General features: G+C 37.9%; 18 protein-coding genes. 11 read left to right on the forward strand and 7 right to left on the reverse strand.

Translation table 11 applies throughout. The features are described from left to right. Positions 1 to 60 precede the first annotated feature (60 nt). The gene (locus tag FW778_RS11195) at positions 61 to 2,388 is read left to right on the forward strand and encodes an efflux RND transporter permease subunit (protein WP_150414795.1); all 2,328 of its coding nucleotides are present in this window, start codon (positions 61 to 63) and stop codon (positions 2,386 to 2,388) included. 15 nt (positions 2,389 to 2,403) lie between these two features. Here FW778_RS11195 and yidD read toward each other — a convergent pair whose 3' ends face one another. After that, positions 2,404 to 2,634: a membrane protein insertion efficiency factor YidD gene (gene yidD, locus FW778_RS11200; RefSeq protein ID WP_150414796.1), complete on the reverse strand. Its 231-nt coding sequence runs from the start codon at positions 2,632 to 2,634 to the stop codon at positions 2,404 to 2,406. 86 nt (positions 2,635 to 2,720) lie between these two features. Then, positions 2,721 to 4,889, reverse strand: coding sequence for a S9 family peptidase (locus tag FW778_RS11205; protein ID WP_150414797.1), 2,169 nt, complete (start codon positions 4,887 to 4,889; stop codon positions 2,721 to 2,723). A gap of 101 nt (positions 4,890 to 4,990) precedes the next feature. On the opposite strand from FW778_RS11205, the gene atpB reads away from it, so the two are divergent. The 4 genes from atpB (at position 4,991) to atpH (ending at position 7,622) form a co-directional block, all read left to right on the forward strand. Next, a complete protein-coding gene (gene atpB / locus FW778_RS11210; RefSeq protein ID WP_235906216.1) occupies positions 4,991 to 6,166 on the forward strand; it encodes a F0F1 ATP synthase subunit A in 1,176 nt (391 codons plus the stop codon). A gap of 42 nt (positions 6,167 to 6,208) precedes the next feature. Continuing rightward, complete coding sequence (gene atpE / locus FW778_RS11215; RefSeq protein WP_150414798.1) at positions 6,209 to 6,454, forward strand: ATP synthase F0 subunit C; 246 nt, start codon at positions 6,209 to 6,211, stop codon at positions 6,452 to 6,454. A gap of 71 nt (positions 6,455 to 6,525) precedes the next feature. Continuing rightward, positions 6,526 to 7,020: a F0F1 ATP synthase subunit B gene (gene atpF, locus FW778_RS11220; RefSeq protein ID WP_150414799.1), complete on the forward strand. Its 495-nt coding sequence runs from the start codon at positions 6,526 to 6,528 to the stop codon at positions 7,018 to 7,020. Positions 7,021 to 7,058: 38 nt separating this feature from the next. Further along, positions 7,059 to 7,622, forward strand: a complete 564-nt coding sequence (gene atpH / locus FW778_RS11225) for an ATP synthase F1 subunit delta (protein ID WP_150414800.1) — start codon at positions 7,059 to 7,061, stop codon at positions 7,620 to 7,622. 58 nt (positions 7,623 to 7,680) lie between these two features. On the opposite strand, the gene FW778_RS11230 is transcribed toward atpH, so the two are convergent. Then, entirely contained in the window at positions 7,681 to 8,178 is a 498-nt protein-coding gene (locus tag FW778_RS11230) for a hypothetical protein (RefSeq protein WP_150414801.1), read from the reverse strand. 91 nt (positions 8,179 to 8,269) lie between these two features. Beyond that, a complete protein-coding gene (locus FW778_RS11235; RefSeq protein ID WP_150414802.1) occupies positions 8,270 to 12,592 on the reverse strand; it encodes a T9SS type A sorting domain-containing protein in 4,323 nt (1,440 codons plus the stop codon). Between the two features lie 210 nt (positions 12,593 to 12,802). Between FW778_RS11235 and atpA the strand changes: the two genes are divergently transcribed. The 6 genes from atpA (at position 12,803) to FW778_RS11265 (ending at position 19,926) form a co-directional block, all read left to right on the forward strand. After that, complete coding sequence (gene atpA / locus FW778_RS11240; RefSeq protein ID WP_150414803.1) at positions 12,803 to 14,383, forward strand: F0F1 ATP synthase subunit alpha; 1,581 nt, start codon at positions 12,803 to 12,805, stop codon at positions 14,381 to 14,383. A gap of 122 nt (positions 14,384 to 14,505) precedes the next feature. Further along, a complete protein-coding gene (locus FW778_RS11245; RefSeq protein WP_150414804.1) occupies positions 14,506 to 15,201 on the forward strand; it encodes a zinc metallopeptidase in 696 nt (231 codons plus the stop codon). 28 nt (positions 15,202 to 15,229) lie between these two features. Further along, positions 15,230 to 16,306, forward strand: a complete 1,077-nt coding sequence (locus FW778_RS11250; RefSeq protein ID WP_150414805.1) for an SGNH/GDSL hydrolase family protein — start codon at positions 15,230 to 15,232, stop codon at positions 16,304 to 16,306. A gap of 12 nt (positions 16,307 to 16,318) precedes the next feature. Further along, positions 16,319 to 16,792, forward strand: coding sequence for a DinB family protein (locus FW778_RS11255; RefSeq protein WP_150414806.1), 474 nt, complete (start codon positions 16,319 to 16,321; stop codon positions 16,790 to 16,792). A 535-nt stretch (positions 16,793 to 17,327) separates the two neighbouring features. After that, positions 17,328 to 18,659, forward strand: coding sequence for a Gfo/Idh/MocA family protein (locus tag FW778_RS11260; protein ID WP_150414807.1), 1,332 nt, complete (start codon positions 17,328 to 17,330; stop codon positions 18,657 to 18,659). A gap of 394 nt (positions 18,660 to 19,053) precedes the next feature. Continuing rightward, positions 19,054 to 19,926 (forward strand): OmpA/MotB family protein, encoded by an 873-nt coding sequence (locus tag FW778_RS11265; protein WP_235906218.1) that lies wholly within the window; start codon positions 19,054 to 19,056, stop codon positions 19,924 to 19,926. 139 nt (positions 19,927 to 20,065) lie between these two features. On the opposite strand, the gene FW778_RS11270 is transcribed toward FW778_RS11265, so the two are convergent. From FW778_RS11270 to FW778_RS11280, 3 genes are all read right to left on the reverse strand, one after another. Further along, a complete protein-coding gene (locus FW778_RS11270; protein ID WP_150414809.1) occupies positions 20,066 to 22,459 on the reverse strand; it encodes an alpha-L-rhamnosidase-related protein in 2,394 nt (797 codons plus the stop codon). A gap of 72 nt (positions 22,460 to 22,531) precedes the next feature. After that, positions 22,532 to 24,157 (reverse strand): hypothetical protein, encoded by a 1,626-nt coding sequence (locus FW778_RS11275; RefSeq protein WP_150414810.1) that lies wholly within the window; start codon positions 24,155 to 24,157, stop codon positions 22,532 to 22,534. 126 nt (positions 24,158 to 24,283) lie between these two features. Beyond that, the gene (locus tag FW778_RS11280) at positions 24,284 to 24,478 is read right to left on the reverse strand and encodes a hypothetical protein (RefSeq protein ID WP_150414811.1); all 195 of its coding nucleotides are present in this window, start codon (positions 24,476 to 24,478) and stop codon (positions 24,284 to 24,286) included. Between the last annotated feature and the right edge of the window lie 320 nt (positions 24,479 to 24,798).

Consider the following 24,798-nt stretch of genomic DNA (forward strand, 5'->3'; position numbering starts at 1 on the left):
AAATTTCGTTTACACATTTTTTAGTTTCTTTGCGCATCCTGTTTATTTAACTATCGAATTATGTGGAAACGCCTTGCAAAATTTGTTTTACAAAACCGTTTGGTTCTCTTAATTCTTTTGTTTTTATGTACCGGTTTAATGGCATTTTATGCAAGTAAAATAAAACTCAGCTACGAGTTTTCAAAAGCTATCCCAACCGATAATACAAAATACCAGGATTACCTTTCTTTTAAAAATAAGTTTGGAGATGATGGTAACCTTTTGGTAATTGGCGTGCAGACTGATCATTTTTTTGAATTAAAAAATTTTGAATCATACCGGGCATTAAATAATGATCTTAAAAAAATTCCCTTTGTTGAAAACGTATTGAGTGTTGTGAATGCCGCTAACCTTTTAAAAGATACGGCTTTCCAAAAATTAAATGCGATTCCTGTTTTTGATTCCACGCTCAATTCACAAACGCAGTTGGATAGTTCCAAAAAATTATTATATACACTTCCGTTTTACAAGTCGCTTTTATATAACCCAAAAACGAATGCCTTTTTAACCGTAGTTCGTCTCAATAAAGATGTACTTAATTCTCCCGGCCGCACAAAAGTGATTAATGATATAGTAAAGGCAGCTGATAGTTATACTTCCCAAACAAATATTCAAACGCACATCAGCGGATTGCCCTTGATACGAACTGAGGTTGCAGACAGGATAGCACACGAAATGAAATGGTTTATTATTGGATCGCTGGCACTTTCCGCATTGATTTTATTAATTATGTTCCGCTCGGTAAGCACTACTCTTTTGTCTTTACTGGTAGTTATTATTGGTGTAATATTCAGTGTAGGCATCACATACCTGTTTGGTTACAAAATAACTTTACTTACCGCTTTAATTCCGCCGTTAGTAGTTGTAATAGGTATTCCCAACTGTATTTATTTTTTAAATAAATATCATTCTACTTTTAAAAGAACCGGAAATAAAAAACAGTCTCTTATTGACATGGTAAGTAAAATGGGCGTGGTTACTTTATTTTGCAATTTAACCGCAGCGATAGGCTTTGCTGTTTTTGCATTAACCAACAGCGCCATACTTAAAGAGTTTGGCCAGGTGGCAGGACTCAGCATCATGCTTATATTCGTAATTTCTTTCATTTTATTACCCGGCGCTTTAAGCTATATGCCGGTTCCTGGCAGGAAGCAATTAAATTACCTTGATGTAAGATTTTTTACCAACCTTTTATTGAGAATTGAAGCATGGGTGCTGCATCACAAAAAAATCGTTTATACCATTACGTTAGTTGCCGTAATTTTTTCTGTCGCGGGAATATTCAAATTAAAGACTGAAGGATTTATTGTGGATGACCTGCCTAAAACCGATAAGATTTATACTGATCTGAAATTTTTTGAAAAAAACTTTAACGGCGTAATGCCTCTCGAAATAATTATTGATTCCAAAAAAAGATTTGGCCTTGCCGGTACACGAATATTGCCTGTTCTTACAAAAATGGATTCGCTTTCCACCTATATAACTTCACAAAAAGAAATGGCCAGGCCCCTTTCAATTGCTGAAGGAATAAAATTTGTGAAACAGGGATTTTATGATGGAGATTCCGCTTACTATTCCATTCCCGATAGTTACCAGGCTGCATTTCTTGGAGAATATTTAAAGCCAAATAATGATAGTGGAAGTAAAAAGAATAACCTTTCAAATTTGCTCAGCAGTTTTATAGATACTGCAAAAGAAAGCACCCGCATGAGTATCAATATGGCAGATGTGGGAACAAAAAAACTTCCGGTAATTATTGACGGAATCAGAAATAAAACAAATGAGCTTTTTGATTCTTCAAAGTTCAAAATAACATTTACAGGTTCAACTGTTACATTTTTAGAGGGAAGCACTTTTATAATAAATGGTTTAAAGCAAAGCCTTTTATGGGCATTTTTATTTATTACCTTATGCATGCTGTATTTGTTTAAATCATTACGGATTTTAATTTGCTCACTCATCCCTAATTTAATACCATTGGTTATAACAGCAGGTATAATGGGATGGACGGGGGTTCGCCTCAAACCTTCTACAGTACTCATTTTCAGCGTTGCACTTGGGATAGCCATTGACGTTACCATAAGGTTTCTTGTCAATTATAAACAGGAACTCCCGGTAAATAATTTTAATATTAAGAAAACAGTTTCAGAAACCATTAAACACACAGGCTTAAGCATATTATACACCTCACTTGTATTAATTGCAGGATTTATAATTTTTTGCTTTAGTGGTTTTGGAGGTACGCAATCATTAGGCTGGCTTACTTCAATTACGCTGTTAAGCGCTACATTAACTAACCTGGTATTGCTTCCTGTATTATTGCTCGCAACGGGTAAAAAAGATATTTAATTTTCATAGTCTTTTCTATGGAACAGGATCATGTCCATGCCCTCCCCAGGGATTACAGCTTGCAATTCTTTTTATGGTTAACCACAAACCTTTTACAGGTCCATACTTTTTTAATGCCTCAATTCCATATTGAGAACAGGTGGGAGTATACCTGCATGAAGGGCCAAGCCATGGAGAAATTATCCATTGATATAATTTTATAAGAAATATAAAAGGCGCCGATAATATTTCTTTTACTGTTTTCATTTGAATAAAGCAAAATTACTAATATAAAAAGTAGCAGCGGTTCAAGTGAATGAATTTTAACCTTCAATAAAATTTTAAATAATTTATTATTTCAATAAATCAGCCGGCACAGGCTTTTCTAATAAATATCTATAAATGAACCTGGTTTTTGAGTTTTGAAATTGCAACCATTTGTTTCCCGGCCAGCCATGCCTTCCGCCGGGATATATCATGAATTCAAAATCTTTTTTTTCATCTTCCAGCCTGCTGATTAACTGAAGGCTGTTTTGCATGTGCACATTATCATCAATTTCACCATGAACTATTTGCAACATGCCTTTGTATTTATTAGTCCATGTTAATACAGAACTTGATTTATAACCGGCTGGATTATTCGCAGGTGTCCCCATAAATTTTTCAGTATAATGTGAATCATATAAACTCCAGTCTGTAACACTGCCTCCAGCCATTCCATAAGTAAATACATCCGCACCATAAGTAAGCGCATAGCAGGTCATATATCCACCGTAGCTAAATCCTGTGATGCATATTTTTTTAGGATCTGCATATCCTTTATCAATAAGATATTTTACAATGGTGCTGTAATCTTTCATTTCCCAATAACCCAGGTTATGGTACATATAATTAACTCCCTCTTTTCCAAATTGCCCGCTGGCGCGGTGATCCATCGTAATTTGAATAAGCCCTTCCTTTGCATACCATTGTTGCAATGCATTAAAAGTCCAGTTATCCCAAACAGTTCCTGCATTAGGGCCACCATAAATACTTATGAGCACGGGATATTTTTTAGTGCTGTCCATATTCGGCGGCCACGTTATCAAAGCCGGAAGATTAAATAAACCATCATCGCTTTTTACATGTATCAATTCTGTTTTTGCAATGTTATAATTATTAATTTCCGGCCCCTTGCTATCTCCCAAATCAGCAATCTTATTTCCTTTATTATCCAGCAATGCCATTTTAGCTGGCGTGTATGCGTTACTGTAAGTTGTTATGAAATAAGCACCCGAAGGTGACATTTCTATCCTGTTATTATATTCGCCAAAAGTTAAACGCTTCAATCCTTTTCCGTTAAGCCTGGTACTGTAAAAATCTATTCTGGCTGTATTTTCTATTCCACGTGCCGTAAAAAAAATTGTATTGTTTTTCTCATCAATCCATTTTATTTCGGTAACAGTAAACTTTCCTGCAGTTACCGGATTGATTAATTTACCATCAGATTTATAATAATATAAATGCCGCCAGCCGGTCTTATCACTCAGCATTACAAAATTTCCATTTTTTAAAAAGGTAATGCGGTTAAGATCATCAAGGTCGATCCATGTTTTTTGTGTTTCCTCATAGAATAATTTTTTTGATCCCGTAGTAAGATTAACATCATAAATTTTAAGATCATTTTGATCGCGATTGATCCATAAAGCCAGCAATGAACTTCCATCCGGTTTCCAGTAAGGCATCCCGAAATATTGATCATCGTGTTCATTGAAATCTGCCCAGGTAATGTGACTGTTGCCCAAGTGTGCAATTCCAATCCTTACCTCAGGGTTTTTATCACCGGCCGCAGGATACCTTTCTTTCTCAACTTTTCCATGCTGGCCGGCAGAATTGGTAATAGTAAATACAGGAACGGGTCTGTCATCAGTTCTGAAGAAAGCGATGTTCCGGCTATCGGGGCTCCACCAAAAAGCACGGTAACGGGAGGCCCTTCCTAAAATTTCTTCAGTATACACCCAGCTTGCATAACCATTCATGAGGCTGTCGTTACCATCGAATGTCAGTTGTTTTTCTGATCTCGAATTTAAATTCACAACATATAAATTATTATTCTTCGTGTAGGCAACATAGTTACTGTCAGGAGAAAAAGTTGGATTCTTTTCTAAAGCGCTGTCCTTGGTTAACCTGATTTCAGCATTTTCCCCATTTGTGTAATACAAATCATTATTTCTTATGCTAATAGATTTTCCTGTATGAATCATTTTGACATCAGCTCTTTTTTCGATTGCCATTTCCTTACGTGTTTTTGCATCAAAAACAAACTGGTGTGCCAATGAATCAGGATGCGCTCTCCGGGAAAGTACTAAGTGGCTATCGTCATTCCATGAATCAATTGTTGGTAAGGGAACAACCACCAAAGGCATTTTATTTTTCAATAACTGTTCTTCTGTAAAATCCTTTTTCTGCGCTGATGATTGAAAAAAAAGAAAAGTGATGCAGAAACAAGAGAGGGATGTTTTCAGTATAAAATTTGTAAGCATTTAAGTATCTATTTATAAAAATGTACAAGTTAATATTTTACTTATACATATATTTCACAGCCGCTTTCTGGTTTCCGGAATCATTTCTTACAACAAAAAAAATGACCAAAAAATTATATTCATACTCATTTCATATCCTCGAACAAACCACTTATCTTTGCGCAAAATTTAGAAGAAGTATGCGATTTAATAGGATGAAATCTTTATTGGTAGCGGCTTTCGGCCTAATAATGCTTTCATTATCTTCCGGTGTTTTTGCGCAGGAAAACAAAGAAACGGGCAAAGAGCAAAAAAAGGGGTTTGATGCCAATGAAGTTATTTTTGGCCATGTTAAAGATGCTCATGAATTTCATTTTCTAACCTATAAGGGAAGCGATGGAGAAGAACACGAGGCTATCATTCCTTTGCCTGTAATTTTATATTCTCCTCAGAAAGGCTTTTCTGTTTTCATGTCTTCCGCTTTTCATCATGGCCGGGTTGCAGACGGGTATAAATTGGAAGAGGGCAAAGTTGTTCCAACGGATCCTTCCGCAAAGGTTTACGATATTTCGCTAACCCGCAACGTGGTGCAAATGATAATAGCCCTTATACTTTTTGTATGGCTGATGCTCGCCGTAGCAAAAAAATATAAAAAAGGTCATGGTGTAGCGAGCGCTCCTTCCGGCGCCCAAAATGCAATAGAAATTGTTATTGATTTTATTACAGAACAGGTTGCCAAACCCTACCTCGGGACGCGCTATGTAAAATATATGCCTTATTTGCTGACCATATTTTTCTTTATTCTTATTAATACTTTTTTTGGAATGATTCCGGGTTCTGCTAATGTAACCGGAAACATAGCATTTACAATGGTTTTGGCACTTATTGCATTTGTTGTTATCATGTTCAGCACTAATAAACATTATTGGGGCCATATTATTAATCCTGATGTACCATGGTGGGTAAAGATTATTTTGATACCCGTTGAAATACTCGGGATTTTTACGAAGCCATTTGCGTTAATGATTCGTCTTTTTGCAAACATGCTGGCGGGGCATATTATCATTATTTGTTTAATTTCAATGATATTTATTTTCGGAGCCTTAAATAAAGGAATAGGTTGGGGATTTGCTCCAATATCATTAGCATTTTCAATCTTTATTTATTTTATAGAAATATTGGTGGCATTTATACAGGCGTTTATTTTCACTAATTTAACCGCTGTGTTTATCGGCCAGGCTATGGAGGGTTCTCATGATTTTCACAATGAAGAACATATTGACCCGGTTATGGTTTAAGTTTTTAAAAAGAGTTTTTTTTAAACAGTATAAAATACAATTATGGATTTAGTTACAATTTTGAGTACAACACCATGGGCAAATGCCGGTGGAGCTATTGGCGCAGGTCTTGCGGCAGTGGGAGCTGGTATTGGTATCGGGCAAGTTGGTAAAGGTGCAGTTGAAGCAATTGCCCGCCAGCCGGAAGCAGTTAACGATATCAGGTCTAACATGATTCTTGCAGCAGCCCTTATTGAAGGTGTTGCGTTGTTTGGAGTTATTGCCGGTATCCTGGCCATGTTTGTGTAAACGAACCAGGCTGCATTCGAAGCACAGGGCGGGGAATGCAGCTTTATTTTTATTTTAATAATTAATTATATATGGATTTACTTACTCCTTCATTTGGGCTTATCATCTGGACGCTTATCGCTTTCCTGGTTGTATTTTTCATTTTAAAAAAATATGCCTGGAAGCCTATCTTAAATTCTCTTGGCGAAAGAGAAAAGAATATTTCGGATGCCATTTTATCTACTGAAAAAATTAAGAAAGAAATGGAATCTCTGAAAAGTGAAAATGAAATTTTGCTCAGCAAAGCACGGGAGGAAAGGTCTATTATGATGCGTGAGGCTAAAGAAACCCGTGATAAAATTATCAGCGACGCTAAAGAACAGGCAAGGCTGGAGATGAATAAAATTATTGCCGATGCGCAAGCTGTCATTCATCAGCAAAAAATGGCTTCTATAACAGACCTTAAAAACCAGGTGGGTAATTTGGTAATTGAGGTAAGTGAAAAAGTTCTTCGCAGGGAGTTAAGTAATAAAGAAGAACAGGAAAAATATATAAATCAACTTGCAGCAAAAGTTGAGCTGAATTAATATTTTGCAGCAATGCAAATGAAAAATAAAGATTGACAATGCAGAACCCACGGTTAGCAGAAAGATACGCAAAAAGCCTTATAGACCTGTCACTGGAACTTCAGCAATTAGACGCTGTTCACCAGGACATGGATTTGCTCCATTCGATATGTAAACAAAGCCGCGAATTCGTTCTATTGCTTAACAGTCCAATTATTAGTGCAGATAAGAAACATAAAATTATCAATTCGATAACCGACGGAAAAATTTCAAAAATTACGCAAACATTTATACAACTACTGTGCAGCAAAAACAGGGAATCTAACCTTCCCGGGATCGTTACTTCATTTATTGAGCTGTTTAATATAATTAAAGGCATACACAAAGTAAAACTTACTACTGCTACTCCTGTTTCGGAAGCAATAAAAAATTCTTTTGTTGAAAAAATTAAGGCTTCAACAAACATAGAAATTATTGAAATAGAAACAAAGGTGAATGAAAATCTTATAGGTGGCTTTACATTAGAAATGGATGGAAAACTTATTGATGCCAGCATTCAAAGAGACCTCAATGATGTAAAAAAACAGTTTGCCAACAATGACTACATTCATAAATTAAGATAAAATCCAAAATAAATTCCCCGGTTATGATCTTAGTAAATTCCTTCTCAGTAGATTTTATCTACTGAGAAGGAATAGAATTTAACTCCACCTGTTTTTTTATCTTTTGCAAAATCTTTTTTCCGTTATAGGTTCCCTCTAACAATATTTCATTCTGTAAAATTTTTGCTGGTAATGAAATTTTACTGTCTGACGGAATTAATCGAAGCTGCCATAGTTTATTCCCCGGGGAAGCGTGAATAATCATCTTTTCATTGGTATTTTTATCAGTACCTGCATCAATAAAATTTGTGTCGGCCACATGCGAAAGAATCGAATAAGTTTTATCATTTTTCCATGCCTCATTCCATTGTATTGGCCCGCTTGAAGTTTCAACATACACAACATTCAGCGTATCTCTCGAAGGTATTTCGTTACCATTTTGGTCAACGGCTATATTGCCCGGCAAATGCACTTCATAGACAGCGTAAATATTTTTAATTGAATATTTCGATTGGGCGCATGCGTATAAACTAACCGTTAGTAAAGAATAAGAAAGTAAATATTTTATATTAATCATTCTGTATAATTAAATATTTTCGGCAATATAATATCTAAAATAAAAAGAGGCTGCTGGGAAATAAGCAGCCTCTTTTTTTAATAAAACGTACTTATAGTTTTAAAAGTTTGTTCGTATAAATTTTTCCATCCACGGTAGTACGCAATATGTAAACGCCCGATGCCATATTCAACTTTGAAACATCTACATTGAGGAAATTAGTACTGCCAACTTCCTTGAAATAAACCCTGGCACCGCTTTCATCCATTAGCTCAACTTTTATGCTTCGCTGAGGAATTTTAGCAAGATGAATATTTATTATATCGCGGAACGGATTATTACCCACCCAAAGATGCTGGGTAACATTTAAATTTTTTATAAGAACAGTAGAACTGTAGGTAAACTTACCATCTATGTCTGCCATTTTTAAACGATAATAATTATATTCATCAATTTGCCTGTCCGTATAATTATAATTCCTTCCGGAAGAACTATTGCCGGCAGCATTTACCTTTCCTATAGTGGTGAAATTTGTTCCATTGCCGGACTTCTCAATATCGAAATATTTAGAGCCATGTTCTGAACTTGTTTTCCAGTTTAAAAGAATGGCCTGGTTACTAAGATTTCCATTGAATGTAAGCAAAGTAACAGGTAACACTACTCCCGGATTTACAAGGAAAAATTGAGAGAGGCCGGTAAATGATGCGGTAAACAAATAACCATTTGCATAAGTAACATAGGTGGTAGAGCCTATAATTGTATTGGCTGCTGTTGCTGCTCCAATAGTGGCTGCATCAGTTTTAGCAATTTGTACTGTGGCAGGATCAAAACCCGCAAGTTCGGCTATTGTAAAGTATAAGCCGATAGTGTAGGACGCACCTGAATTTGTAGTTGGTGAAATAGTAAATACTTTTTCCGATCTCATACCTCCATAAAATGGTTGCCATGTATTACCCGTTCCGGTTAATACTGAACTCACGCAACCCAAATTAGCCGATGCGGTGGTAATACTATTTAATATATAGTTACCATTATAAAAATAAAAAGGGCCGTTACTGCCAATGTATTCAGAACGGGAACCGGAAGTATCAATTAAATTCCCGAATACCGTAACACCTAATTGTATTTGGGGCTTGGTACCGAAGCCGAAATAATTAACATTTGTAAATGACGAACTGCAATTAACACTATCCTGCCACAAAAGATTTCCCTGCAATGCCGTGCTTCCATCATTATAGCCAATAGTTTTATCAGCAAAGTCAGTGGTATCTCCTGTTCCATTATCATAACAAACCTCAATAGCTATATTACTAATACCATCCCAAATAAAGGGTACATCAAGTGTAAATGTATTATACCCATTTACTGTTGAATAGGAAGCGAGCGTTTTTACAGTTGATGTAGAAATAATATTCACAGCAGTATCATCAACAAGGTTTGAAACCGAGGTAGTTCCCATTTTAATCTGGAGATTTTGATAAGGGCGAATACTTGCTTTTGTCATATTAAATGCAACACTTGTAATAGTCCCCGCCGTAATACCTGCTGCATTTAATTCGCTGGCCCTGTATAACATTTGATTTCGTTTGCTGGGTAATTTTGCATCAAATGGCTCCCCTCCTGATCCATTGGTTAAATAATAAGCTGATGTTCCTATGGTAAAGACATTTGATGCACCATTAGCTACCGGTGCAAAATCATTATCAGTAATATAGAAAGTATATGTTTTACTACTGGGCGCTGCCACTGCATTTGTTGTTCCACTTACCACATAATTTAAGGTAAACGACTCTCTGCTTTCTACTTCAGCGTCATCATAAATGCGAAGGGTTATAAACTGGGGTGTTGACGATCCGCTGGCAAAAGTTAATGTACTGGAAGGAGATGTAAAATCTCCATTAGTAGTAAAATCATAATCGACTCCCCGGGTGGCAGTACCACCAACAGCAATGCCGAGTGTTACAGTTGCATTACCTGTTGGGGGTAAATCAATATTCATACTTAGTGTATAGTCTTTATAATTACGACAGCCGCTGGTAGCCGCTGTTGTTTCAACCTGGTCATTAAGAGGCGCTGCAAACCTGATGTATGGAGTAGTAAAAGGTATATTAGCCGTCCATAAGCCACGGCCATGAGTAGCTGCAGCAACTGTACCATCACTTTTTCGATACTTCAGCATATCGGTGCGTACAATTGGGAAGCTGGGATCCTGCGTCCAAACTGTTGAAGATCCATTAATAGATGATGTTTCATATACTCCCATTTCTGTTGCAATGATAGCTTTGGTATTATCATCAGGATAAAAAATTGCCCAGCGCACGGGTATATCTGGAAAATTGCCAGTGATATTTGTCCATCCTCCGCTTCCTCCGCCACTTGTGCTAGCCCAGATATGATTAACAGCTCCATAGTTGGAATAAGTGGCTATCAGATTATTATCATCTGTACCAACAGCTACACATGAAACGTTGGTGCTGGGCATGCCAACACCGGTTACATCAGTAGCGTTAGGAGAAGAAGCATTTGCGTCGTCCACTTTCACTATTTTACCGCTTGATGTTCCAAAAAATACACGGTTGGAAGTATAAGGAGAAATAGAAACATTTCTTACTGCACCGGAAAAAGCGCTAATGGTTATGGGTGTAAATGTGTTTCCCGTCTGCGGGTTTTCCCATCTTATATATTGGTTGCTACCTCCGCCGGCATACAATTTATTATTTACATTATCATAATCTGTTGGATTTATAAATTGTCCAATAGAATTTGAATAATTTACAGAACTCCATGTGTTTCCTCCATCAGTACTTCGTTTATACTGATTATATACATAAGAACCAAATTGGTACTGCGGTTCATCCTGGTCAATTTGCACAAAAGCCCCATCACCTCCCGTAACTTCTGTCGCACCCCCAAGTCCGGCATTTGTTAATTGATCTACTCCATTATCCTGTGCACCGGCAAGAAAATAATTCGTTGATGTAGGATGCATAGCACATGAATAATACTGTTTTAGCCGTAACCCCACGTTCCTGTCGGTAAATGTTCCCCCGCCATCTGATGAATAAAAAATACCTCCATCACTTCCTACCAATACCTGGTTACCATTCCAAACAGCGGTTTGTTGATCAGCATGAATGTAAGTCAGAGAAGAGCCAACCCATGTGGAGATTTGTGTCCATGTAGCTCCACCATCAGTTGACCTATAACAATTTAAGCCACCGGCAATAACATTTTGATCATTTGCCGGGTCAACTGCTAAAGCCATATTATACCACGCCTGGCCACTGCTCAGGTCATTATTACCACCTGCCGCGGGTGGAGAAGTACTTGTTGCTGTCCAGTTATCCCCTCCATCAGTTGATTTATAAATTTGAGGGGTCTGGTATGATGAGTTAGCATTTAAAACATATAAAGTATTACCGTTCACTGCTAATTCGCAACTGTATTGAACGTTTGGAAACACGGTAGTAGCAGATGTCCATGTGCTTGCAGTTACTGTTGATGGATTGTCTGTAAAGCGATAGCCTGCATTAGCGCCATTTCGATAGCCACAAACGATATGCATTCTGCCGGTATTGCTTAGTTCCATATCTGTAACACTGGTATTCAACCCGGTCGGAGTAATATTTGTCCAAGTACTTCCTCCATCTGTAGAGCGTTGAATTCCTTTACTATTTCCTATGGTAGATAGATAAATGTTGCCCGCGGCATCGCATACAATTTTTGAAGCATTCCAAAAACCCGTAGTACTTGACAGCAGATTCCATGTAACACCATGATCCACACTTTTCCAAACACCTCCTCCCCTCACTGCATCAGCATTAGCCGTCTTTTCTCCTGTACCAAAATACATAGTATCTTTTGTTCCAAGCGGATCCTGGCAAATGCTGCCAATTGCTAAATTTCCAAAAAAATCATTCACTGGTACCCATGAAGCAGGTGAAGCAGATATATTTGTTGTTTTCCAAATACCACCATCAATACCACCCGCCCATACCGTATGATTAGTTGCGTCCGAAAGATCTACCCAAATTGCTCTCATACGGCCACTGGTAACCCCATTACCTGCACGGGTATTTCCATCACTTGGTCCTACCACATCTGAATTGGGGCCACGTTCGGTCCAGGTAAGCGCAGAAACGCTGATTGGTGTATTGGGACTAAATTTTTTTTTGGTCAATAAGTTTTCATACGCCTTAACCAGCCTGTCTTTCGGAATATATCCTAATGAAACATCCTTCGTTAGTTCGAATTCCATTTTCTGGGCTTCGGCTATTCCATCTTCCCTGGCTTCGTCTTCCTCTTCGTGAATTTTTATAGGATACGCATTGATTCTTTTAGCAGTTATCTTTTTTAAAGATTTAATATGAGCCGAATTAAATATTAAGAAAAAGCAGGCTACCACCGAAACTAAAACTAATATAAGTTTTCTCATGGGTTAATTTTGAAAATTAAATGTAAGATTTTTATATATAAAACCTATTGAATAATCTATGTTTTACGTTGAAACGACTATTTTGAAATATAAATTATGCTGAAAAAAATTATTAAAAAAATCACTAAAAAAAAGAGGATTTTGAGGTAAGCATTTTTGTTACTCCACTTATCTTACTCTACCTTTGCACCTCGAAAAAAAATTTATTTTATGGTGGATATTAAACCAGATGAAATATCGGCGATTCTCAGAAGCCAGCTTACCAACTTTAATGTTGAAGCAAACCTAGAAGAGGTAGGAACAGTATTGCAAATTGGTGATGGAATTGCACGTGTTTACGGATTGAATAACGTAAGTTCCGGCGAGCTGGTTGAATTTGAAAACGGTATTAAAGCGATTGCTTTAAACCTGGAAGAAGACAATGTGGGTGTGGTACTTATGGGCGATAGCGGCGATATTAAAGAAGGCGGCACGGTAAGACGTACCGGCAAAATTGCTTCCATAAAAGTTGGAGATGGCCTGGCGGGACGTGTTATCAATACCCTGGGGGAACCAATAGATGGCAAAGGACCAATTAGTGGCAACCTCTATGAAATGCCACTGGAACGTAAGGCACCTGGTGTAATTTTTCGCGAACCTGTAAAGCAGCCATTACAAACAGGCATTAAGGCTATTGATGCAATGATACCTATCGGCCGTGGCCAAAGAGAATTGGTAATTGGCGACAGGCAAACAGGTAAGAGTGCCATTTGCATCGATACGATTATTAATCAAAAAGAATTTTATAAAGCGGGTAATCCGGTTTACTGTATATATGTTGCTATTGGGCAAAAGGCTTCTACAATTGCCAACGTGATGAAAGTACTGGAAGATAATGGTGCAATGGAATACACTACAATTGTGGCTGCTTCTGCATCAGATCCAGCACCTCAACAATTTTATGCACCTTTTGCCGGGGCAGCTATTGGTGAGTTTTTCCGCGATACCGGCCGTTCTGCATTAATAATTTATGATGATTTAAGTAAACAGGCTGTGGCCTATCGTGAAGTATCTCTTTTATTAAGAAGACCTCCCGGACGTGAAGCTTATCCCGGGGATGTATTTTACTTACATAGTCGTCTTTTAGAGAGAGCCGCAAAAATTATTTCTAAAAATGAGATTGCTCAAAAGATGAACGATCTTCCTGAAAATATCAGGCACCTGGTAAAAGGAGGTGGCTCTTTAACTGCTTTACCTATTATCGAAACACAAGCTGGTGACGTTTCGGCTTATATTCCTACCAACGTTATTTCGATTACCGACGGACAAATATTCCTGGAAGGTAACTTGTTTAATGCAGGCATTCGTCCAGCGATTAACGTAGGGATTTCAGTGAGTCGTGTGGGTGGTAATGCCCAAATTAAATCAATGAAAAAAGTAGCAGGTACTTTAAAATTGGACCAGGCACTTTACCGTGAAATGGAAGCATTTTCAAAGTTTGGAGGTGACCTTGACGCTGCTACAAAATCAGTATTGGATAAAGGAGCAAGAAATGTTGAAGTCTTGAAACAACCCCAGTTTACTCCTTATTCAGTTGAAAAACAAGTTGCCATAATTTATTTAGGTACTAATGGATTAATGAGCAGTGTGCCGGTAAAAAATATCCATGAATTTGAAGAACAGTTTTTACTGGAAATGGAAAATAAACTCCCGGAAGTGTTGGCCGAATTTAAAAAAGGCAATTTACCAGAAGATGGAATTAAAAAAATGACGGAGCTGGCCAGGGAAATTATGCACCAGTTTAAACAATAACATTCAAATTACTTTTATTTAATAAGGGAGATTTTTTTCTCCCTTTTTTATTTGCTGGTCGTCTGGGTTAATACTTAAGGTTTAAATACATATTTGTAAATTTGTTTTATAAATAGTAAGTAATGCCTTTAGGGATAATATTCATTTCTATTTTATTTATGGTGGTGGGTATGATAGTCCAGCAGAGGCTTAAAAGTAAATTCTCAACTTATAGTAAAATACCTACCGGCAGCGGGCTAAGTGGAAAAGAAGTTGCAGAAAAGATGCTGCATGATAATGGAATTTTTGATGTAACAGTTACCTCGGTACCCGGCTTCTTAAGTGATCATTATGATCCAACAAAAAAAACTGTAAACCTTAGCCCTGATGTATATGAAGGCAGAAACATTTCTGCTGCCGCAGTTGCCGCCCATGAATGCGGACATGCGGTTCAACATGCAACTGCCTACTCAATGCTTACACTCAGAAGCATGCTCGTGCCTGTGGTACAAATAAGCAGTAACCTGGCACAATGGATTATTTTAATAGGGCTGGGTCTCTTTAGTTTCGGTGGTGGTAATCAAACAGTGCTACTAATAGGAATTATCTTATTTGCTGCGTCTACGCTATTTTCAGTCATTACTTTACCGGTAGAATTTGATGCCTCTGCCAGGGCGCTCAAGTGGCTGGGAGCATCACACATAACTGCATCGCAGGAATATGAAAAAGCCAGGGATGCTTTAAAATGGGCGGCACTCACTTACGTGGTTGCAGCACTGGCTTCTATTGCAATGCTCGTCCAGTATATTTTAATTTACCAGGGAAGAAATAGGAATTAGAATTAAAAATAAAATACCCATATTATACATGTATAAATCTTACTGCTACCTTACCCTTTTTTGTTGTATAGCTTTCAACAGCTTTTCCCAATCTAAATCAATCCCCTATTCTGATAAACACATTTCTTATGAAGGGAGAATTCCTTTCGCAAGTGATGCAGCTGCATTAACATGGCCCGGCACATCCGTTAGAATAAATTTTAAAGGAACGGGAATTTCAGGAACGTTTAAAGACCAGGATACAGCCAACTATTACAATGTAATTATCGACAACGATAGTATTTATAAAATTCAATTTGATACTGCTAAAAAAACAGTTGTTATTGCTTCGGGGCTTTCTTATGGCAAACATTCCCTTCAATTGTTCAAACGGACAGAATGGGATAAAGGCAAAACTTTTTTCTATGGTTTTGAATTTAACGGAAAAAATAAAATCTTAAAGCCAACGAAACTTCCCAAAAGAAAAATTGAATTTTTTGGAAATTCCATCACCTGTGGATATGCTATAATTGATAATATGCATGACTCACCTAACGGTTATTTTGAAAACAATTATGACGCTTACGCTGCTATAACTGCCCGGCATTACCAAGCTCAGTATCATTGTACTTCCAAAAGTGGCATTGGTATCATGGTAAGCTGGTTTCCGTTAATAATGCCTGAAATGTATAACAGGCTTGATCCCACAGATTCAACCAGCAAATGGGATTTTTCAAAATACATTCCTGATGTTGTTGTCATTAATTTATTGCAAAACGATTCCTGGATTGTGAACATGCCCGACAATCAACAATTTAAAAACAGGTTTGGAACAAAAGCGCCCGACAGCAGTTTTATAATAAATGCTTATGAAAATTTTGTTCAAAAAATAAGAGCGACTTACCCGAAAGCACAAATTATTTGCATGCTGGGCAATATGGATATCACCCGGAAAGGATCCCCATGGCCCGGCTATGTTCAACAAGCAGTTGAGCAGTTAAATGATAAAAAAATATTTACATACTTTTCTCCCTATAAAGAAACACCTGGGCATCCGAAAGTTAAAGAACAGCAAATGCTTGCTGATGGCTTAATCCAGTTCATCGATCAACATATTAAATGGTAAATATTTATTTCAATGGAAATGAAAGCTTATTTAATAGAAATTTTTGAATATAACAGTTCAACGAATAAAAAGCTGTTAGAAAAAATTGAGCTTCTGCCTGACCGTGAAGAAAGCATAAAACTTTTCAGCCATTTAATTAATTGCCAATATAAATGGTTCGCAAGAATTCTTAAAACTCCGGGTTATGAAAAGATGGATTGGTGGATACCGGTGTATGACTTTAATAAACTTGAAGAGGAATGGAATAACAGTGTACAGAACTGGTTCGATTATCTCAACACAAAGACTGAAGACCAACTTGCAGCAGAAACTAATTTTATTGGCTACGACGGCTCACTATGGGCCGCTACGCCCAAAGACATTGCTTTACAATTAAACTATCATTCCATACATCACAGGGCGCAAATACAAACCCTTATTCGTCAACAGGGGGTTGAACCGGACTTTGTAGATTATATCGGAACAAAATACAGACGGCTTGGATGAGCCCTTAATTTACTCTTTCCATAAGTAAGACACAACCGATTTTTCAATTGCATGTACAATAAAATCGTCAAAAGTGTTTGACGTTCTTGATGACCATTTCTTTAAATTTTTAACGACGGTGCCTCTTAATATTTTTATTATTGCAAAGGCCAATACAATAATTCCGAGGGCCAGTCTCTACTAAAGAATTTCCAAAATACATCCTGTTCCATGAATTCATAACGCTATTTATTTACGAGTGTACCCCGCAGATTTGCAGGCGGTAAGTGAAAAAATTATTGAGGCAAAAGCCTTGCCAGTATTATGCGGTAATTATCTTACCAGAAGCTTTAATGTATGCACTTTTATTTTTAAATTCCTCATTTTTTACTATTTTATAACATTCTGTTTCAATCCAGGTTTTTGTTTTTCACTTGCAAGCCTCACAACATTATTTATTTTTAAATCTTTTATACTGAATATTTCTATATTTATATGACGGCTTGATAATGGACCTCACCTTTCCAATCACCTGTTTATTTATAAAACAATTACAATGAATTCACGCAGAAAATTTTTACAAAACTCCACCGCCCTTCTTGGCGGTAGCATGTTGGTATCAGCAATCGACAACAACGCTTTTGCTATTTTTAAAAATCGTATAGCTCCCAGCGATCAATTAAACATTGGCGCCATAGGCGTTAATGGCATGGGTTGGGCCGATGTTACGGCAGCTTTAAAAATTCCGGGAGTAAATCTTGTAGCCATTTGCGACATAGATAAAAATGTAATCGAAAGGAGATTGAAAGATCTTACTAAAATGGGTAAAGATGCATCAAAGGTAAAAACTTATGGAGATTATCGCCAGCTCCTCGATAATAAAGACGTAGACACAGTTGTAATAGGCACTCCCGATCACTGGCATGCAATGATAATGATGCATGCATGCGAAGCAGGCAAAGATGTATATTGCGAAAAACCTGTTGGCAACTCCATTGGAGAATGCCGCGCTATGGTGGCCGCACAACAACGATACAGCAAAGCCGTTCAATGCGGGCAATGGCAGCGCAGTCAGCAACATTTTAAAGATGCTGTAGATTATGTACAAAGCGGTGTGTTAGGAAATATAAGAACCGTAAAGGTCTGGTGTTACCAGGGATGGATGAAGCCAGGCCCGGTTGTTCCGGATACAGCACCACCTAACGGTGTAGACTATACGATGTGGCTGGGGCCGGCGCCAATAAGACCTTTTAACGCAAGCCGTTTTCATTTTAATTTTCGCTGGTTCTGGGATTATGCGGGCGGATTAATGACCGATTGGGGTGTGCACTTATTAGATTACGGATTGCTCGGAATGAAGTCACCTACGCCTAAATCTGTTTCTGCATTAGGCGGACGCTTCGCTTACCCGGAGTTATATGAAGAAACGCCCGATACGCTCACCACCTTATATGAATTTGATGGTTTCAACATGGTATGGGATTCGGCAATGGGCATTGATAACGGCTCTTATAACCGCGATCATGGTATTGCTTACATTGGTAACAACGGCACGTTGATTCTAAACCGTGGTGGCTGGGAAGTGATAGAAGAAAAAGGAAGTAAGAATAAAGTGAACAAGCCCTTTGCACCTTCTACAGATAACGGGGTTGATAAGCATTGGGTCAATTTTGTTGACGTTGTTAAGTCAAGAAAATTCAACGAGTTGCATTGCCCTATACAGGCTGGCGCTCATGTGGCTACCGTTGCACAGATGGGAAACATCGCTTACCGCAGTGGTAAAAAATTAGAATGGGATGCCGCTAAAGAACAGTTTACGGATGCCGCGGTAAATAAAGAATATTTCATGAAGGAATATCATAACGGTTATAAATTGCCTAAGGCGTAATTAAGAAAAGAGCAATCCAACGATCGTGGAAATGATAAATACATCTCAAGGAATTGCCAACTCACTGTTCTCTATCATAATTTAGCGAAGAGGTTTTGACGTAACGTAGGGAGGGCTTCGCAAATGCTATAAATCGTGAAAACCATTAAACAATCCTTTACTGTCCGGTAAAATATCTTTCCCATTGTTTGGAAACTGTATTATTAAACAACTATCGTGAAATCCTGACTCAGAATGGATTTCAAATAAGCAGTGAGCCATGATTTTTTTACTCATAGCTATTTTATGAGTTTGATTTATTCCAAAATCAATACCTTGGCGAAAATTTTGTTGAAGACGTTAATATTAATTAATGTTAAAAACACTCTTATTTATTAATTCAAAATCTTTAAACGTGAAAATTAATTTTAGTTTAATTGCGATGGTAACAGCGATGGTATGCGTTACGGGTTGTACAAGTACGAAAAAGTTTAATGCGCTGTATGCAAACTATAACAAATTGCAAGACAGGAACAGCGAACTCACCAGGGAAGGTGAGGAATGTAAAAGCAATTTAGACAGGGCTACTGTTCAAATTTCGGGGCTCCGGGATCAGCTAAATGCAGAACGTGAACATGTAAAATCGCTGCAGTCGGCTTTAGACAAATGCCTTACCTCCGCCAGCCAGGGTAATGTAAATGTTTCGAAATTGGTGGATGAAATCAATTCTTCCAATAAGTATATACAGGAACTGATTGCGTCAAAAAACAAAAGTGATTCATTGAACATGGTGCTTACCAATAACCTTACAAGGTCGTTAAGCAAAGACGAAATGCAGGATGTGGATGTGCAGGTTTTGAAAGGCGTGGTATATATTTCTCTTTCAGATAATATGCTCTACAAATCCGGCAGCTATGAAATTTCAGACAAGGCAGGAGCTACGTTAGCAAAAATAGCAAAAATTATTACCGACTATAAAGATTACGACGTATTGATAGAAGGCAATACAGATAATGTACCTATCTCAAAGCCTAACATTCGGAACAACTGGGATCTTAGCGCACTCAGGGCCTCTTCGGTAGTGCAGGCACTGCAAAATAATTATGGTGTAGATCCGCAACGCCTTACAGCCGGCGGCCGTGGCGAATACAATCCGGTTGACAGCAATGATACACCGGAAGGCAAAACAAGGAACAGGCGTACGCAAATCATCATTACACCCAAGCTTAACCAGTTTATGGATTTAATCGGTAAAGGCGCATCAACAGATTCTACTGGTACTCACTAATAAGTGTAAATATTGTGTATGAGTTTTCTATATACTCGTGAAGGATAGAATCGATAAAAAATTAATAAGCGAATTGTAAGTCTCGCTGCAGGGTTGCCAGTCTTCGAAAGATTGGCAACCTTTTTTCATTTACGAAATATTACAACGCCAGCAACCTTGTTTCGCCGCTTTTCAAAACATGCTCCTTCCCTTTCCATACAAAAACACCGTTCGTTCCTTTGGGAATAGAAACAACTGCCTCTAACTTCCCGCGTTGATTGAGATTATAGCTCACTTTAATTTCTCCGTTAGGATGTGGCATAAATCCAGATACTTTTTTGAGTTCGCCAAGGTGTGGTTCTATTTTTATTTTAGTAAAGCCCGGTGCATCGGTATCAATACCTAACACCGTTCTGAAGAATTCAATGTTAGGACTGGCACCCCACGCATGGCAATCGGAACGTGCCGCATTTATATCACTTATCTCTGCCCATGTTGTAAGGCCCATTGCAAGATTATCTTTCCAAATTTGCAAACGGTTTAAATATAAATCTCCAAATCCTGTTTTCCGCAAAGCCTGGTTTACGTAGTATTGAAAATAAATAGTCGCCTGCGTTAACGAAGTATCGGTAATCATTTTTTTTGCCAACTGTTTTGCCTGTTCGCCTTTAATCGTATTCGTTAATATTGCCAGCGTATTCGTATGCTGCGAGAAATAATTTTTTTCTTTTGTATCAGCAAATAATTGCTTCGTGTTATCCCAATATTTTCGTTTAACCGTTTCCGTAAGTATTGCCGCCCTCTTTTTATATTCATTGGCAGATACCTTCATACCCAAACTATCCTCAAGCCTTGCAGCCACCTCGTAGGCCCAAAGCAATTGCAGATCAAGCGCCGCCGAACTTCCGTCTGATCCAAGCGGCGGCATGCCGCTTTGCCAACCTTTGCCGTTCGCCCAGTCAGTGAATTCCCAGTAAGGTGCATTTTTTAAACTTCCATCTGGCTGCTGGTACTTGCTAAAAAATTGTAACACCTGCCTTTCGCCTGGTAAAAATTGTTTCACAAACGAAGGATCATTTCTGTACATGTAATAATCATTCAACATTCCGATCCACCACAAAGAAAACGTTGGTATCTCCTGTGCATTGGCAGTTGGAAAGCGGCTCAGCGTAATGCCTTCAGCCATTCTCGAATAATCGATTTGAGTAATGGCGTTGCGCATTAGCTGGTCATCGCCTGTATTGTATAACGACACCATCGCCTGTATACGTGTATCTCCAACATATTGCAATTGCTCATAGTATGGGCAATCCATATAAGTCTCCACTGCATCCAATCGTGCTGTTCGCCATCCTGTTTCAAATATTTTTTCAAGTGTATCATTATTCGACGTAAACTTTGCTTTTAATTCAAATGGATAGCCGGTAAAAATTCCATAGAGATCGTCAATGATTAAAGGTTCATCCTTGGTTTTTACTTCAAGTTGCATATAACGATAAGTTCGCCATGCCAGCGATGTAAATGTGTGATCATATCCATCTGCAATGAATTCATCTTTTACTCCCACAAATCTTTTGCCTTCAACTTCGTTACGGTTACCCTTTTTATTCTGTGCTTTCCAATCTTTGTTACTGCCCTCATCTATATATAACGCTTCGGCATAGCCCAGGGTAATACCTGCATCTTTTCCTTTGCTAAATTGTAAAACAGGATAAGCATTCGTAAGAACGCCATTGTCCAGCAAAATTTTTACACTTGTGTTTGCGGGTACAGTAAATGAACTTTTAGCTGAAGGAAATGAAGTTGGCAAGTTAATCCCTGTAACTGAACGTGCTTTTTGCAAACGTTGGGTTGTTAACTCAACCTGCGGAATCGATCTTGGGATTAGCATCCAGCTCAGGTCAGATTGAAAAACACCCTTGGGTAATCCAATTACAATTTGTTTTGCCTGCGTCCACGCCTCGTCGTTATATTGATTGTTTTCCCATACACCGGGATATTTTGCATAATCAATTTTTTCTCCCGGTCCGGCTACATAATAACTATAAATTAAATCTGGCTGTAAAGGGCCATAGCTGCTATCTTTTATACACTTCCATGAAGAATTGGTATTCACTACTTTTTCTTCTTCGGTATCTCCCTGTAATATAAAACCCGTACGGAAAGATATTTGATGTTCGGGTTTGTAATCACCATAGTTCCATACAACCGCCGATATAACGTTATCGCCTACCTGTAAATATCCGGCAATATCAACTGTTTCATAATTCCAATGATAAACATCAGCACGGGCTGACCCTAAAGAAACCATAGTGCCATTTACAAATAGTTTATACCGGTTATCAGCAGAAACATGTATCGAAAAGGAGGAAGGTTTTACAGTTAACACAAATGTTTTTCTGAAATGATACACACCATAATCTTTCGGTGATGTACCAGGAACCGTTATCCAATATGCATCCCATCTTTTAGTGAGAATGTCTTTTGAAATAGTTTGCGATAAACATTTTAAGCAGCCTGCCGCGAGAACGAAAAAAAGCAAGTTCCTTTTCATACCAACAATAAATTTATTAATGTGAATATAACTTAAAAAAATATTTATGGGACCATTGGTTTGCCGCAAAAATTATTTGAGCCCATATACAACAACCTGGTTTGAAAACGTGGCTAAATACACATGTCCGTTTGCAATAGTTGGAGAAGAAAATTTTGCATAATTACCAGGATAATCGTTTGTATTTAAAGAACTATTCCATAATTCTTTGGTTATGTCGTTTGCATCAAAAGCCCTTAATATCCCGGGGCATACTGATTGATTCGCATTGCCGCCGGAAGCATACGAAGCCCATACTATACCTGTTCCCTCTGCCGTTCCATTCGAGGAGACGGAGAGTAGTGCGCCGTTCCATCCCAGCGGACCTGGAACCGGAGAGGTAACAACGTTGGACACATCCAGCAAATTAGAAACGCGGTTGAAACGGTACGCTCGCAAATTATCTTTGTCAGACCATAAGTAGACCCATTCATTCTTTGCACCTTTATAATAAGAAGGCTGGCAATGTAAACCCGCGGTTGACAGTTTTATATTTTGCTGTACACTGTTAGCGGACGTAGAAAAACCACCCATCTTATCTTTATTCAACAAATAGATATTGCCGTCTTTTGCTCCAGTAAAATAATAATTGGAATTGGGGATAAGGAATGCGCCTAAAGATCCATAATCCAAATCAAAACTATCAAGCTTTGTATAATTCCAGGGTGTAAAATAGCTGCTGACTTTAAGGGTCGAAGCGGTGGGGGTAAGCTTTAATGCACTTTCTCCCCGGTTAGTTAAAACTGTCGGATCGTTGTTAGCACCTACGGTCCCATTTCCCACCACACAATAAAGATTACCCTTGTTATCCGCAGCCATGCCGGTTCCACTTTCCCATATGCCACCAGCAGATCCTCCTGGTGTAGTGTTATAGACAACCTGCTGATGAAGCGTGGCCGCATTATATCCTAATATCCATCCATGGTATGGCCCCCAGTCACAATGCGATGAATAGCTTATGTATACTATGCCGTTAAGCAGGGTTAGGCCCATGCGCTGATTCTGTTTCTGAGAATTGAAGATTACGTTATTAGTGGTTCCATTCGCATTATAGATGGCAGCTATTTTTACGGGACTACCGGGCATTTCACCTCCGTTCATAATATTTACAGCATGCAAATACTGAAAATAATTAATGCCGTCAGTACTCCTCGTAACAAAATACATAATGTTGGCAAGTGAATCAATAACAGGAGTACCCACTATACCTATGTTCCCACTGAAATCTTTATAGTTGCCGCCGCATGCGCCTGTCATATCAGCATTCTTAGGCGGCCGCATCCCGGCAGCAGTGTAATTCTTTTGCCAATACAAATCGCCGTTATCTCCATCATAAGCATATATTGTGTTGTTTACCGTTGCAATAAAAACAACATTACGTTTAGCCCCTGATAAAATAAGGTCAGCTACAATTAAAGGTTGCGCATATACCTGGTCATCAACATTAAGAGAAAAGAGTTTACCAAATTGTTGTTGATTCACGTTAGCCGTTGTTAAGGTTATTTCTTTATCGTTTAATCCGGACCTTGTATTATTGTTATGCTGCGTGAGAACAGATACATATTGGCTGCCGCCGGTATCCCGTACCGGAGAATCACTCTTCCAGCATGAAATTCCATAAAGAACTACAAACGGAAGTAATAATCTTTTGTTTAACATAAGCTTATACATCAATGGGCCCTAATACAATACCCAAATTTTTTATGCATCTGTTTAAGAAAATAAAAAATATTAGGTAGTAATTTAAGTAAACTTAATGAGAAATTATAATAGGTGCGAAATACATTATAATAAAATCATTTTCCATATTTCTTCAACAGTTTGTTGAACATAAAAACTTTTCTTAGCGGCTTCGCGTTTAAAGTTTATAATTGACCGGCACCTGGATACAGTTGTATCAGGGAAAATAGTTTCTATAATACTGGTGTTGATCAATAATTCGACATCATCTTTTTGCTTTACTTTGATGAACTGCGCCATGGATTACCATTTTTACATAATAGTGTGAAATGTTTTTATCATCGCCTAAACAAATGTACGTCTTTACAGCAACGAATAAACAGTTACATAAAATGGCCGGATGAAGGCTAACAGATATTCAAAAAAAATAAAAAAGATGGCTTAAAAAGGGCAGGCGTTACCGTTAGTAGATGAAAATACAGGATTGGATCATCAAATCCAATCCGCCATTTTTTTAAAAAAGCTGAAATTATCGAGGCCGTATTATTCGAATATGAAATTGTTGCAGTAAAAATTATTACAGGTATTTTGATACAGGTTAAAATCAAAATTAATAATGG

The organism is Ginsengibacter hankyongi (genome assembly GCF_008710285.1).
Classification (GTDB): domain Bacteria; phylum Bacteroidota; class Bacteroidia; order Chitinophagales; family Chitinophagaceae; genus Ginsengibacter; species Ginsengibacter hankyongi.